The sequence below is a fragment of the Methyloversatilis sp. S146-33 genome, assembly GCF_059552495.1.
The window spans coordinates 144,065-157,452 of sequence record NZ_JCANOT010000015.1; the positions used below are offsets into that span (position 1 = coordinate 144,065).

A 13,388-nucleotide genomic window follows, 5' to 3' on the forward strand; every position below is an offset into this window, starting at 1 on the left:
TTTTTTCTCTTTTTCTCTTGACAACGTAGATGCCTAGTATAAAATGCGCAGCCTCTTGCCCAGGTGGCGAAATTGGTAGACGCGCTAGTTTCAGGTACTAGTGCCGCAAGGTGTGGAGGTTCGAGTCCTCTCCTGGGCACCAAACAAGCCAGCAGAAAAGCCGACAGAAATGTCGGCTTTTTTGTTTTCTGCTGCCGCCAAAAACAAAAAATCCGCACACCCCTTCCGGGGCATGCGGTTCGTCGTATCCGTCACCCTCACTCGAAGGGATGACGAAGCACGATGGTCTCTTCGCGATCTGGGCCGGTCGAGATCATGTCGACCGGCACGTCGCACAAGGCCTCGATGCGCGCGATGTAGGCGCGTGCATTGGCCGGCAGATCCTCCACCCGCTTTGCCCCCACCGTCGTGCCATCCCAGCCGGGCAAAGTCTCGTAGATGGGCTCGCAGGCACCGACGCGCTCCGACCCCAGAGGCAGCAGGTCGGACACCTCACCGTTGACGCGATAGCCGGTACAGACCTGCAGTTCCTCGATGCCGTCGAGCACGTCGAGCTTGGTCAGACACAGGCCAGTCACGCCATTGATCTGGATCGAACGGCGCAGCGCAGCCGCATCGAACCAGCCGCAGCGGCGCACGCGGCCGGTCACCGTGCCACGCTCGTGACCGATGGTCGACAGATGATGGCCCACGGTGCCCTCTTCCTCGATCGGCAGTTCGCTCGGGAACGGACCGGAACCGACGCGGGTGGTGTAGGCCTTGGTGATGCCCAGCACGTAATGCAGCATGCCCGGGCCGACGCCGGCGCCGGCGCTGGCCGCACCGGCCACGCAGTTGCTCGATGTGACGTAGGGATAGGTGCCATGATCAACATCCAGCAGCGTTCCCTGCGCGCCCTCGAACAGCAGATTGTCGCCGCGCTTGTGCGCCGCGTGCAGCAGCGCCGACACGTCGGCCACCATGGGCAGGAGCCTCGGCGCGAGCGCCAGGACGTCATCGAGCGTCTGCTGATAATCAACCGGCTTGGCGCCAAGCTGCTTTTCCAGCAGGAAGTTGTGGAATTCCATCACCTCGCGCAGCTTCTCGGCGAAGCGCTCGGGATTGAACAGATCGAGCACGCGCAACGCGCGGCGCGCGACCTTGTCTTCGTAGGCCGGGCCGATGCCCTTGCCGGTGGTGCCGATCTTGGCGCCGCCACGTGCGTCTTCACGCGCGATATCGACCGCGCTGTGGAAGGGCAGGATGAGCGGGCAGGCCTCGCTCACCTTCAGGCGCGAACGCACCTCGATGCCCCCCGCTTCCAGCTTGTCGATTTCCGACAGCAGATGGGACGCCGACAGCACGACGCCATTGCCGATGTAGCAGGCGACACCGTCGCGCATGATGCCGGACGGGATCAGGTTCAGCGCGTACTTCTGCCCCTTGATCACCAGCGTGTGGCCCGCGTTGTGGCCGCCCTGGAAGCGCACGACGCCCTGCGCGTGATCGGTCAGCCAATCGACGACCTTGCCTTTGCCCTCGTCGCCCCACTGGCTGCCGATGACCACTACGTTCTTTGCCATGCTCAAACCTTTCTTTCGAGCGGCTTCACCTGCCACTCACCTTCAACAAATACCAGCTGGCGAGTGCACGCCAGTTCCTGCACATCGTCGTCGTGACCGGGCAGTGCCGCAATCACCGTTTCACCTTGCGCCCGCAGCGCACTCACGCGGGCACGCAGCGCAGCGTCGGCGACCGCCGGCGCAAGAATGGCTGACTTCGCGCCGACGGTTGGAGCAAGCTGCGCCAGCTGACGCAGATCGAGGCTGAACCCGCTTGCCGGCCGCGACCGGCCGAAGGCCTTGCCCACTTCATCGTAGCGCCCGCCCAGCGCGATTGCCTGCGCCTGACCGGCGCAATAGACCGCGAAGCTCACGCCGCTGTGATAGTGGTAGCCGCGCAGATCGGCCAGATCCACACCCGCCACGGCCGGATCGATCGCCGCCGCGAGTTGCGCCAATGCGTCCAGCGCCTGGCCGATGTCCGGCCAGTCCGGCAGCTCCGCACGCGCCCTCGCCAGTACATCGATCTTGCCGTACAGCCCCGGCAGCGCCATGAAGGCGTCGCGCACCTGGGCCGGTTCATCGACGAGCAACTGGCGCAGCGCCGGCAGGTCCTTGCACTGCAGCGCGGCAAACAGCTCCTGCTCGCCGTCCTCGCTGCGCAGCGCCGCGGATTGCAGGCGCGAGGCCAGTGCCCGGAACACGCCGACGTGGCCGAGATCGACGCGCGCCGGTTGCACACCCGCCACCTCGAGCGCACGCAGCAGCAGGCCGATCAGCTCGATATCGGCTTCGATACCTGCGTGGCCATACAGCTCGGCACCGAGCTGTATCGGCTCACGCGTCGCGTTGAAGCCGGACGGCAATGCATGCACGACGGGGCCGCAGTAGCACAGACGCACGACGCCGTTTCGATTGAGCAGGTGCGAGTCGATGCGCGCCACCTGTGGCGTGATGTCTGCACGCAATCCCATGGTGCGACCCGACAGCTGATCGACCAGCTTGAAGGTACGCAGATCCATGTCGCGGCCACTGCCGGTCAGCAGCGACTCGATGTACTCGACCAGCGGGGGGGACACCAGCTCGTAACCGTGCAGAGCAAATTCGTCGAGCAATCCGCGGCGCAGACGCTCGACCTGCCGTGCTTCATCGGGGAGCAGGTCTTCTATGGATTCAGGAAGCAGCCAGCGACGCATCACTTGAACAGCGCGATCAGCGCGATACCGATAATCATTGAAGTCAGGCCGACGAAGCGCAACTGGCCGTCTGCCAGTTCGGTCGCCCGTCGGAAGGTGTCGCGCCACAGACGGGGCGCGACAAAGGGGAGCACACCCTCGATGACGAGCATGAGCCCCACAGCGATCAACAGGATTGATTCCATCAGCAAAAAAGGCACAGCCCGCAATGCGGGCTGTCGCCTTCGGTCTGGTTCCCTTGTGGAACAACCCGTGGACTATACAGCACGCCCACCGGCTTCACCCGCTGTGTTTACTTCCCGGGTGCCTTCGAACCATTCTTCAGATAGCGGAAGAAATCCGAATTCGGCTCGATCACAAGCACGTCGCTCTTGCTGCGGAAACTCTTCTGGTAAGCGTCCATGCTGCGGTAGAAAGCGTAGAACTCGGGATTTGAGCCAAACGCGCTGCCGTAGATCGCGGCCGCCTGGGCGTCGCCCTCACCCTTGATCTTCTGCGCTTCGCGGTAGGCTTCGGCGACGATGATTTCGCGCTGGCGATCGGCATCGGCGCGGATCTTCTCGGCCTCGGCCGAACCACGCGAACGCAGTTCGTTGGCAACGCGCTTGCGCTCCGCTTCCATCCGGCGGTAGACCGATTCCGACACCTCGCTCGGCAGGTCGACGCGCTTGAGACGCACATCGACGATCTCGACGCCGATCTTCACCGCATCGACGTTGGCCTTGCTCCGCATGTCCTCCATGATCTTGTCGCGCTCGCCCGATACGACCTCGTGCACGGTGCGGCGACCGAATTCCTCCCGCAGGCCGGCATTCACGGTCTGCAGCAGGCGCGTTTCCGCCAGGCGTTCGTTGCCGCCCACCGAAATGTAGTACTGCTTCACATCGGTGATGCGCCACTTCACGAACAGGTCCACCAGCACGTTCTTCTTTTCCGACGTGATGAAGCGCTCAGGATCGGCACTGTCCAGCGTCAGGATGCGACGGTCGAACACGCGTACGTTCTGCACCAGTGGCCACTTGAAATGCAGGCCCGGCTGTTCGATCACGTTACGGACTTCACCAAGCTGGAAAACGATCGCGTACTGACGCTGATCCACCGTGAACAGCGAGGTCGACGCGAGCACGATGGCGAGGATGATGCTGCCCAGCAGCAGAGGAAGCTTTTCCTTCATCAACGCTCTCCCCGCTCACGCGAACGCAGCGCTTCACGGTTGCGCGCATCATTTGCCGTCTGGTCGTTCATCAGCGGCGGCAGCGTCATCGGCTCAGCCGGACGGGCAACGCCATCGGTCGCCACACCCGACTGCTGCATCAGCTTGTCCAGCGGCAGGTACAGCAGGTTGCCGCTGCCCTTGGCGTCGATCATCAGCTTGCTCGTATTGGTCATGATCTGCTGCATGGTGTCGATGTACATGCGCTGGCGCGTCACTTCGGGCGCCTTCACATACTCGGACAGCACCTGCTTGAAACGGCTGGCGTCACCTTCCGCAGTCGCGATGATGCGCTGCTTGTAACCGTTGGCTTCTTCCATCAGACGCGAAGCGGTACCGCGCGCCTTCGGAATGACATCGTTCGCGTAGGCCTGGCCCTCGTTCTTCTGCCGTTCGAGATCCTGCCCGGCCTTCACCGCGTCGTCGAACGCGGCCTGAACCTGCTCCGGCGGCTGGGCGTTCTGCAGCGTCAGCTTGCTGATCTGGATGCCGGTCTGATAGCGATCGAGGATCTGCTGCATGATGCGCTGCGCATCGACGGCGATCTGTTCGCGACCTTCATACAGCACGAAGTCCATCTTGCTCTTGCCGACGATCTCGCGCATCGCGGTCTCGGCCGCGTGCACCACCGTGTCTTCCGGCAGGCGGTTCTGGAACAGGTAGGCAACGGGATCCTTCAGGATGTACTGCACCGCGAACTGGATGTTGATGATGTTCTCGTCGTCGGTGAGCATCAGCGCTTCGTTCAGCACCTTGTTGCGCTCACTGCCGCGGTAGCCGATTTCGACCGTGCGCACGCCGGTCAGATTGACCAGCTCGTGCGAATCGATCGGAAACGGCAGGCGCCACTGCAGGCCCGGCTCGGTCGTTTCGTGCAGCTTGCCGAAGCGCAGCACGACGCCGCGCTGACTGGCATCCACGATGTACAGACCGCTGGCCAGCCAGACGATGAGCACGAGGCCGAGAATGATGCCGATGCCACCACCGAACTGGCGTGGCCCGACCGGCGGACGCGCCTCATTGCCTCCATCGCCCGAGGACTTGCCGCCGAACATGCCGGACAGTCGACGATTGAAGTCACGCCAGAGATCTTCCAGATCGGGCGGTCCCTGGTTGCCGCCCTTGTTGCCGTTGCCGCCCTGATTGCCCCAGCGGGGGTCATTGAGCGACATCAAGATCGCATTGAGCACGTTCAGACTGGATAAGTAAGGATGGATGAGTCGGGTGACGCGTTCGCTCCGTCGGCTGACGAAGCTTCATCACCCGCCGACGGTGAGATGACTGGGAGTGCAGACCTCGACGAGGGTTCCAGATTCAGCCCACGCGGATCGTCATTCGGTGACTTCCGGTTGGCGGCAGCTATTCGTTCGTCAATCAGGCGCTGCGTCACCGCCGCCCTCAGATCGGCGAGTCCGGCACCCGTACGAGCGCTTACACGCGCCGTTTGAATGGTATCACAGGCCCCGGAATCGGCTCCGGGCGCCAGAGCGGGCACCAGATCGACCTTGTTCAGCACGCGGATCTGCGGCACCGCATCGGCACCGATTTCCGCCAACACCTTATCCACTGCCGCGATCTGCGCGTCGCGATCGGGGGCCGACGCATCGATCACGTGCAACAGCAGATCGGCGCCCGCGGTCTCTTCGAGCGTTGCATGGAAGGCCGCCACAAGCGTGTGCGGCAGATCGCGGATGAAACCCACCGTATCCGAAAGCACCACCTGGCCGAAGTCGCCGAGGTAGAGCTGGCGCGATGTCGTGTCCAGCGTCGCGAACAACTGGTCCGCAGCATAGGTGCCGGCTTTGGTCAGCGCATTGAACAGCGTGGACTTGCCGGCGTTGGTGTAGCCGACCAGGGCGACGACCGGCGTTTCACGGCGCTCACGCGACTTGCGCCGCACGCCACGCTGGCGCTCAACGCGCTCAAGCTTCTCTTTCAGCGCCTTGACGCGTTCCCCAAGCAGGCGACGGTCGGTTTCGAGCTGGGTTTCGCCTGGACCGCGCAGACCGATGCCGCCCTTCTGCCGTTCCAGGTGAGTCCAGCCGCGCACCAGGCGAGTGGCCAGGTGTTCGAGCTGAGCCAGTTCGACCTGCAGCTTGCCCTCGTGGCTGCGCGCACGCAGCGCGAAAATGTCGAGGATGAGCGCATTGCGGTCGATCACCCGGCGCGACAGCGCGCGCTCGAGGTTGCGCTGTTGCCCGGGCGACAGTTCGTGGTTGAACAGGACGATGTCGGCCTCGTTGGCGTTGGCCAGATCGAGGATTTCCGCGACCTTGCCCTTGCCGGCGAAGGTAGCCGGGTCCGGCGACTGCCGGCGCCCACCGACGCGAGCGACCGGCTCGGCACCGGCGCTGCGCACCAGCAGCGTGAATTCGTCGAGACGGTCTTCGTAGTCCCTCGCGCCAAGGTCGAGCTGGACGATGACCGCGCGCTCCCCACCTGACGGACGGTCAAACATCCGCGCAGGCTTTCATGGTAGAGGACGGGAACGGAATCAACTGCCCTCGCCCTGGTCGTGCTGGATGTTGACCGGACGGGCCGGCACGACGGTGGAAATCGCGTGCTTGTAAACCATCTGGGTGACCGTGTTCTTCAGCAGCACGACGTACTGATCGAAAGACTCGATCTGGCCCTGCAGCTTGATGCCATTGACCAGGTAAATCGCGACCGGAACGTGCTCACGGCGCAGGGTGTTGAGGAAGGGGTCTTGTAGCATTTGCCCTTTGTTGCTCATGGGAACACCTCTTGTATATTTGAAATTCAACTGTACTGGATTTTTTGATGCACCGCAGCCTTGGACGCGGCGTCAGCCGATTTGATCCCGGAGCGGCCGATCATTTTTCCCGTGCGGCAAAAGGGTTGTGCGCGGTGCGGAACTGGACCCGCAAGGGCGTGCCCTGAAGCTTGAAGGTTTCGAGGAAACTGCGTTCGAGGAAACGCCGGTAACTGTCGGCGATGTGCTCGAGCGCACTGCCGTGAATCACGATGACCGGCGGATTCATGCCGCCCTGGTGCGCGTAACGCATCTTCGGGCGGAAAAGACCGTGCTTGGGCGGCGCCTGTTTTTCGACCGCGGCCTGCAGCGCCCGCGTCAGGCGTGGCGTCGGCAGCTTGATCATCGCCGCGGCGTAAGCGGCGTCCACTGCGCCGAAAATGCCACTGACGCCCTGCCCCTCCAGCGCCGAAATGTAGAGCTGGCGCGCGAAGCCGAGAAAGCTCAGCTTGCGCGCGATCTCCCGTTTGAAGATTTCGCGGCGGTAGCTGTCCACTGCGTCCCACTTGTTGGCCACCAGCACCAGCGCACGACCGCTCTCGACGATGAAGCCGCCGATGTGGGCGTCCTGATCCGACACCTCCTGGGTCGCGTCGAGCACCAGGACGCAGACGTTTGACTGCTCGATCGCCTGCACCGTCTTGATCACCGAGAACTTCTCGATCGACTCGAACACCCGGCCCTTGCGCCGCAGGCCCGCGGTGTCGATCAGCGTGTACTCCTTCCCGCCACGCTGGAACGGAATGCTGATCGCGTCGCGCGTGGTGCCGGCCTGATCGAAGGCGATCACACGCTCCTCACCGAGCAGCGCGTTGATCAGCGTCGACTTGCCGACATTCGGACGACCGGCCACGGCAATCTTCGGGCCGCGGACATCGTCTTCGTCCTGCGGATCCTGCGGGAAAGGTTCGAGGCAGTGATCGACCAGATTGCGCACGCCCTCGCCATGGGCCGACGAAATGACATGGATGTCGCCCAGGCCCAGTTCATGGAACTCGGCGGCGACGATCTCGCGCCGCATACCCTCGGCCTTGTTCACGGCCAGCACCAGAGGCTTGCCGACGCGGCGCAGCCGGGCTGCGATCTCGCGGTCGTGCGCGGTCAGCCCGGCGCGGCCATCGACGATGAACACCAGCACATCGGCTTCGGCGATCGCCTGCTCGGCCTGCTGCGCCATCTCGACCATGATGCCGTCGCGCGCGGTCGGCTCGAAGCCGCCGGTGTCGACCACCAGAAAGGGGCGATCGCCCATGCGGCCGTTGCCATAGTGGCGATCGCGGGTCAGGCCGGGAAAATCGGCGACCAGCGCATCACGCGTCTTGGTGAGGCGGTTGAACAATGTCGACTTGCCCACATTGGGGCGACCGACCAGTACCAGTACGGGTTTCAAATCAATTCCTCAGCGTGCCGACAGCGCGCGCACGCTGCCGGCGCGGCTCTGGGCGACGAATGCGCGTCCGTAGGGCTGCATCGCCGCGTTAATGGCACTGCCGTCACCGTTCAGGCGGGCAGCAAAGGCACCGTTCTCGCGCTGCAGCAGGTGCACGATACCTTCGACATCGCTGACCGCAACAAATCCCTCCAGTGCAAGCGGCTTGCCCGGGAAGCGACCGGCCAGCTTGTCCTGCTTCCACAGGCTGGCGCCGGTGGCGCGATCGAGCGCATGCACCGCGCCCTTGTCATCGCTGATGTAGAGATTCTGTGTATCGATGTCGATGCCGGCGCTGCTAGAAATGTCGCGCGTCCAGACGGTGTTGCCGCTGCTCAGTTCGAAGCACGCGACCCGCCCCTGGAAAGCGGTAGCGCAGACCTCGCGACCGGCGATCACCGGCGGACTGGTCACATCGGCGATGCGCTCCAGCTCGGTCGAGCCCTTGGGCAGCGCCACGTTGGATTCCCACACCGCGGAACCGTTGGTGCGATTGATCGCCACCAGCTTGCCGCCGGGAAATCCGGCCAGCACCAGCGACGGCGTCGTGATCAGGCCGGCGTGGGTGCGCAGTGTCAGCGCCGGGTTGGCACGCTGGTAGTTCCACTTGCGGGCACCGTCGGCGGCTGCAAAAGCCTGGATGCGGCTGTCGGCGCTGCGCACGAACACCATGTCGTCCGACACCTCGGGCGCGCTGAGCACTTCCGACGTGACGCTGCCCTGCCACATCGGCTTGCCGTCGGTGGAGAAGGCCAGCACTTCGCCCTTTTCCGTACCAACCACCAGCATGCGCTCATTGGCGCCGACGCCGCCCGACAGATTCTTGCCGGCGTCGATCTTCCAGATCTGCCGGCCATCGTCGATGCGCGCGATCGAACCTTCGCGCGAGGCGACATAGACCGTCCCGCCGATCACTGCCGGTTCGAACACGAAATTTTCCGACTTGCCGGCGCCGAAACGCCACACCTCGGCCAGCTGCGCCGTCGGCTGGATCACGCCCAGCGACGGAACCTTGGGTTTGGACGGGCCGCTGAAAGGATTCAGGCTGTCCAGCGACAGCGACGAACACCCGGTCAGCGCCGCGACGAGCAGCAGGGCCGAAGCACGTTTCACTGCTTGCCCCCCACGGCGTCCAGCTTGATTTCGATCACGCTGCGATAGCCCTGCTGGGCCAGCGACGCCGCCTCACCTTCGGCCTTGATCATATCGTCCAGCTTGGTCAGCGCCGACTGATAGGCGGCACGCGCCTCGTCGCGCTGGTCGCGCATCAGGTGCAGATCGCCACGTGCTTCGAGGAAGCGCGCTTCCAGCGACGCCTCGGCCTTGCCGTCGAGCAGCTTCGCGGCGTCGTCGAACGCCTGCTCCTCGATCATGACGTAGGCCAGACGCAGGCGGGCCAGATCGCGCAGCACGTCCTCCGGCGCCTTGTCCTTCACCCATTCGAGCTGCGCGCGGGCCGTCTTGGTATCGCTGTTCTCGACGTGAACCTTGGCCGAAAGCAGCGCGCCCAGCGACGCATACGGGCTGCTGGCGTAGTGTTCGGTCAGTTCTCCCGCCGCTTCGCGCGTCTTCTTCAGGTCACCGGCCAGGGCCGCCTCCTGCAGCGTGTCGAACACGGCACTCGCCTTGACCGACTGGTCGCGGTTATACCAGCCCCATGCCTGCTGGCCGATGATGGCGGCCGAAATGGCGATCACGGCCCAGGTGATCGCATTGCCCCATTGGTTCCACCACGCCTTGATGGCGGAGAGCTGTTCCTGTTCTTCCAGATCGAGTGCTGCCATGGTGTCGGCTCCTGCCCGGTAATCCGGTTATTGAAAGTTCGTTATTGGAAAGTGTCGTCGCGGTCGCTGACGAAGTCGTCCAGCAGCATGGCGGCCAGATGCTCGCCAACGTCGTCGAGACTGACGCGCATCTGCTCGCCACCGCGCAGCGGCTTGAAGGTCACTTCGCCGGCCGCGACCTCGTCCTCGCCGAGGATGAGTGCGACCATGGCACCGGAGGCATCGGCGCGCTTCATCTGCGACTTGAAGCTGCCGCCGCCGCAATGCATCAGCGTCGCGAAACCGCCGTCGCGCAGACGCTCGGCCAGCGTGAACGCGGCCGTCTGGGTGCCGGCGCCGGAGTGCACGATGTACACCTCGACCCGATCGACCAGCGCGTCGGCCTGCTTTGCGTCCCACAGTGCCATCAGGCGCTCGATGCCCATGGCGAAACCCGCCGCCGGCGCCGGCTTGCCGCCGAGCTGGGCGATCAGGCCGTCGTAACGACCGCCCGCACACACCGTACCCTGGGCGCCGAGCTGATCGGTCACCCACTCGAATACGGTGAGGTTGTAGTAATCCAGCCCGCGCACCAGGCGCGGATTGATGCGGAACGGGATGTTGGCGGCGCGCAGCGTGTCCTGGATCGCGGTGAAATGCGCCAGCGATTCCTCGCCGAGGTAATCGGACAGCTTGGGCGCTGCTTCGACCAGCGCCTGCATGGCCGGGTTCTTGGTGTCCAGGATGCGCAGCGGATTGCTGTGCAGCCGGCGCTTCGCGTCGTCGTCGAGCTGGGACTGGTGCGCCTCGAAATAGGCGATCAGTTCGGCGCGGTGCTTCAGGCGCTCTTCCGGCGAACCGAGCGAGTTGATTTCGAGCTTGATGCCCATCAGGTCCAGGTCGTCCCACAGGCGCTGGCACATGATGATCAGTTCGGCGTCGATGTCCGGCCCGGCATAGCCCAGCGCTTCCACGCCGACCTGATGGAACTGCCGGTAGCGACCTTTCTGCGGACGCTCATGGCGGAACATCGGACCCATATACCAGAGCTTGCGCGGGCTGTCGTACAGCAGGTTGTGCTCAGTCACCGCGCGCACGCAGGAGGCGGTACCTTCGGGGCGCAACGTCAGGTTCTCGCCGTTGAGCGCGTCCTCGAAGGAATACATTTCCTTCTCGACGATGTCGGTCACTTCACCGATGGCGCGCTTGAACAGCGGCGTATGTTCCAGCAGCGGCATGCGGATCGGCCGGTAGCCGTAGCCACGCAGCCAGTCGCGCACGATGGTTTCGAATGCTTCCCAGCGTTCCGCCTCGTCCGGCAGGATGTCGTTCATGCCGCGAACGGCTTGCAGTTTGCTCATTGTTCTTCGTTCAGACGCCGGTGCGACCGGCGATCTTCTTGGTATAGGTGCGGGCCACGTAGGCATCGACGATGCCGCGGAACTCCGCCGCGATATTGTCGCCCTTCAGCGTGACCGTCTTCTCGCCGTCCTCGAACACCGGCGCCACCGGCGTTTCACCGGTGCCGGGCAACGAAATGCCGATATTGGCGTGCTTGCTCTCGCCCGGCCCGTTCACGACACAGCCCATCACGGCCAGCGTCATGCGCTCGACGCCGTCGTACTGCGTCTTCCACTCCGGCATCTTGTCGCGGACATAGGTCTGGATGTCAGCGGCCAGTTCCTGGAAGAAGGTCGAGGTCGTGCGGCCGCATCCGGGACAGGCCGCGACCATGGGCGTGAAGGCACGCAGCCCCATGGTCTGCAACATCTCCTGGGCGACGATCACTTCCTTCGTGCGGTCGCCATTCGGCTCCGGCGTCAGCGACACGCGAATGGTGTCGCCGATGCCCTGTTGCAGCAGCACCGACATCGCTGCGGTCGACGCCACGATGCCCTTGGAACCCATGCCGGCTTCGGTCAGGCCCAGATGCAGTGGATAGTCGCAGCGCTTCGCCAGTTCGGAATAGATGGCGATCAGGTCCTGCACACCGCTCACCTTGCAGGACAGGATGATCTTCTCCGGCGACAGCCCCCACTCGACCGCCTGCGCCGCACTCTCGAGCGCCGAGGTGACCATGGCTTCGCGCATCACCTCGACCGCATCCTTGGGCTGTGGGCGACGCGCGTTCTCGTCCATCACGCGGGCGAGCAGCGCCTGGTCCAGGCTGCCCCAGTTCACGCCGATGCGCACCGGCTTGTCGTAGCGGCAGGCGATGTCGATCAGTGCGGCGTACTGCTCGTCGCGCTTGCTGCCCTTGCCGACATTGCCGGGGTTGATGCGCAGCTTGTCGAGCACCTCGGCACAGGCCGGGTGTTCGCGCAGCAGCTTGTGACCGTTGAAATGAAAATCGCCGACCAGCGGTACGTCGACGTTCATCTTGAGCAACTGCTCGCGCACCTTGGGCACGGCAGCGGCAGCCTCCATCGTGTTCACGGTGATGCGCACGATTTCCGAGCCGGCGCGCGCCAGTTGAGCGACCTGGATCGCGGTCGAGATGTGATCTTCGGTATCGGTGTTGGTCATCGACTGCACCACCACCGGTGCAGCCGATCCGACGACGACACCGCCGACGCGCACGGTGCGCGTGGCGCGACGGGAGATGGCAGAGGACAGTTCACTCATCATTCGAGCCTCAGACGGGCGACATCGACCTTGGTCGCCGGGGCCAGATCGTGCGGCGTGCCATCGATGCTCAGGCGGACCGATTTCGCATTGCCGATCACCAGCGACACCGGGAACACTGCACCCACGCTGCGCGAGCTGCCGGCGCGATTGAGTTCGGACAGGATGATGTGATCCTGCGCATCGCGGATTTCAACCCAGGAATCGGCTGCGAAGGTGAATGCAAGCTGCCGCTGCCCCGCCACGGGCGGCGCAACGGCGGTTTCGGCCGCCGGCGGCGGCGAAGCCTCGGGCAACGCTGCCGCGAGCGTCGCCTCGGTCGCAACGGCGTCGGCCGCCTGCGCATCCGTACTCGGCGTCGCCGGCTCCGCTTCGGGCTCAGCCACAGCGTCCGGCGGCGGCATCACCGATTCCTGCTCCACCTGCACCTGCTCAGCGGCCGGCGCGGTCCAGAATTCGGACCACAGATAGAGCGCAGTGGCGACGACGACCGGCACGCTGAGGGCAAACAGCGGCAGCAACCATTTGCGTCGCGGGGACTGCACAGGCATCGCGACGCCAACGTCGGCCTGCTCGACCAGCTGCGGCGTCGCCCGCACCTGCTGTTGATCGAGCTGCGCCAGCAACGACGTCGGATCGAGACCGATCAGGGCGGCGTAGTTGCGGATGAAACCACGGGCGTAGGTCGGATTCATCAGTTCTGCGTAAGCGTCGGCTTCGATGGCTTCGACCTGGCGCGCAGCCAGCTTGATCGCGGCACCGACGCCTTCGACCGTCATGCCGCGCGCTTCGCGCGCACGGCGCAGTTGCGCACCGACCGATTGCTGCAAAGATGACTCCTGCATTGC

At 64.3% G+C, this 13,388-nt stretch carries 13 protein-coding genes and 1 tRNA gene; 1 reads left to right on the forward strand and 13 read right to left on the reverse strand.

The genetic code is table 11. From position 1 onward, the window contains the following. Window positions 1-57: 57 nt before the first annotated feature. Window positions 58-142 (forward strand) — tRNA-Leu (locus tag AC51BJ_RS03475). Between the two features lie 115 nt (window positions 143-257). On the opposite strand, the gene AC51BJ_RS03480 is transcribed toward AC51BJ_RS03475, so the two are convergent. The 13 genes from AC51BJ_RS03480 to AC51BJ_RS03540 form a co-directional block, all read right to left on the reverse strand. Continuing rightward, window positions 258-1,562 (reverse strand): adenylosuccinate synthase, encoded by a 1,305-nt coding sequence (locus tag AC51BJ_RS03480; RefSeq protein WP_020164933.1) that lies wholly within the window; start codon window positions 1,560-1,562, stop codon window positions 258-260. A 2-nt stretch (window positions 1,563-1,564) separates the two neighbouring features. After that, window positions 1,565-2,737: an ATP phosphoribosyltransferase regulatory subunit gene (locus tag AC51BJ_RS03485; protein ID WP_496279330.1), complete on the reverse strand. Its 1,173-nt coding sequence runs from the start codon at window positions 2,735-2,737 to the stop codon at window positions 1,565-1,567. After that, window positions 2,737-2,922, reverse strand: coding sequence for a DUF2065 domain-containing protein (locus AC51BJ_RS03490; RefSeq protein WP_019917986.1), 186 nt, complete (start codon window positions 2,920-2,922; stop codon window positions 2,737-2,739). Before AC51BJ_RS03490 ends, AC51BJ_RS03485 begins: the two co-directional genes overlap by 1 nt. Window positions 2,923-3,029: 107 nt before the next feature. Beyond that, the gene (hflC, locus tag AC51BJ_RS03495) at window positions 3,030-3,911 is read right to left on the reverse strand and encodes a protease modulator HflC (protein WP_019917985.1); all 882 of its coding nucleotides are present in this window, start codon (window positions 3,909-3,911) and stop codon (window positions 3,030-3,032) included. Beyond that, window positions 3,911-5,122 carry an FtsH protease activity modulator HflK gene (gene hflK, locus AC51BJ_RS03500; protein WP_496279331.1) on the reverse strand — a complete coding sequence of 404 codons (1,212 nt, stop codon included), beginning with the start codon at window positions 5,120-5,122 and terminating at the stop codon, window positions 3,911-3,913. Before hflK ends, hflC begins: the two co-directional genes overlap by 1 nt. 20 nt (window positions 5,123-5,142) lie before the next feature. Beyond that, window positions 5,143-6,408, reverse strand: coding sequence for a GTPase HflX (hflX, locus tag AC51BJ_RS03505; RefSeq protein ID WP_430434228.1), 1,266 nt, complete (start codon window positions 6,406-6,408; stop codon window positions 5,143-5,145). A 36-nt stretch (window positions 6,409-6,444) separates the two neighbouring features. Continuing rightward, entirely contained in the window at window positions 6,445-6,684 is a 240-nt protein-coding gene (gene hfq, locus AC51BJ_RS03510) for an RNA chaperone Hfq (protein WP_019917982.1), read from the reverse strand. A gap of 100 nt (window positions 6,685-6,784) precedes the next feature. After that, window positions 6,785-8,113 carry a ribosome biogenesis GTPase Der gene (gene der / locus AC51BJ_RS03515; protein ID WP_496279332.1) on the reverse strand — a complete coding sequence of 443 codons (1,329 nt, stop codon included), beginning with the start codon at window positions 8,111-8,113 and terminating at the stop codon, window positions 6,785-6,787. A 9-nt stretch (window positions 8,114-8,122) separates the two neighbouring features. Further along, window positions 8,123-9,265 carry an outer membrane protein assembly factor BamB gene (bamB, locus tag AC51BJ_RS03520; protein WP_496279333.1) on the reverse strand — a complete coding sequence of 381 codons (1,143 nt, stop codon included), beginning with the start codon at window positions 9,263-9,265 and terminating at the stop codon, window positions 8,123-8,125. Continuing rightward, window positions 9,262-9,936 (reverse strand): YfgM family protein, encoded by a 675-nt coding sequence (locus AC51BJ_RS03525; protein ID WP_304003253.1) that lies wholly within the window; start codon window positions 9,934-9,936, stop codon window positions 9,262-9,264. The genes bamB and AC51BJ_RS03525 overlap by 4 nt, the downstream gene beginning before the upstream one ends. A gap of 41 nt (window positions 9,937-9,977) precedes the next feature. Beyond that, entirely contained in the window at window positions 9,978-11,276 is a 1,299-nt protein-coding gene (gene hisS / locus AC51BJ_RS03530) for a histidine--tRNA ligase (RefSeq protein WP_496279334.1), read from the reverse strand. Window positions 11,277-11,286: 10 nt separating this feature from the next. Next, entirely contained in the window at window positions 11,287-12,540 is a 1,254-nt protein-coding gene (ispG, locus tag AC51BJ_RS03535; protein WP_496279379.1) for a flavodoxin-dependent (E)-4-hydroxy-3-methylbut-2-enyl-diphosphate synthase, read from the reverse strand. Continuing rightward, window positions 12,540-13,385, reverse strand: a complete 846-nt coding sequence (locus AC51BJ_RS03540; protein ID WP_496279335.1) for a RodZ domain-containing protein — start codon at window positions 13,383-13,385, stop codon at window positions 12,540-12,542. Before AC51BJ_RS03540 ends, ispG begins: the two co-directional genes overlap by 1 nt. Window positions 13,386-13,388 lie beyond the last annotated feature (3 nt).

Bases quoted from the DNA above. Each gene is read 5' to 3' on its own strand.
- AC51BJ_RS03480 (WP_020164933.1), bottom strand. From the start codon at position 1,562: ATGGCAAAGAACGTAGTGGTCATCGGCAGCCAGTGGGGCGACGAGGGC.
- AC51BJ_RS03485 (WP_496279330.1), bottom strand. From the start codon at position 2,737: ATGCGTCGCTGGCTGCTTCCTGAATCCATAGAAGACCTGCTCCCCGAT.
- AC51BJ_RS03490 (WP_019917986.1), bottom strand. From the start codon at position 2,922: ATGGAATCAATCCTGTTGATCGCTGTGGGGCTCATGCTCGTCATCGAG.
- hflC (WP_019917985.1), bottom strand. From the start codon at position 3,911: ATGAAGGAAAAGCTTCCTCTGCTGCTGGGCAGCATCATCCTCGCCATC.
- hflK (WP_496279331.1), bottom strand. From the start codon at position 5,122: ATGTCGCTCAATGACCCCCGCTGGGGCAATCAGGGCGGCAACGGCAAC.
- hflX (WP_430434228.1), bottom strand. From the start codon at position 6,408: ATGTTTGACCGTCCGTCAGGTGGGGAGCGCGCGGTCATCGTCCAGCTC.
- hfq (WP_019917982.1), bottom strand. From the start codon at position 6,684: ATGAGCAACAAAGGGCAAATGCTACAAGACCCCTTCCTCAACACCCTG.
- AC51BJ_RS03525 (WP_304003253.1), bottom strand. From the start codon at position 9,936: ATGGCAGCACTCGATCTGGAAGAACAGGAACAGCTCTCCGCCATCAAG.
- hisS (WP_496279334.1), bottom strand. From the start codon at position 11,276: ATGAGCAAACTGCAAGCCGTTCGCGGCATGAACGACATCCTGCCGGAC.
- ispG (WP_496279379.1), bottom strand. From the start codon at position 12,540: ATGAGTGAACTGTCCTCTGCCATCTCCCGTCGCGCCACGCGCACCGTG.
- AC51BJ_RS03540 (WP_496279335.1), bottom strand. From the start codon at position 13,385: ATGCAGGAGTCATCTTTGCAGCAATCGGTCGGTGCGCAACTGCGCCGT.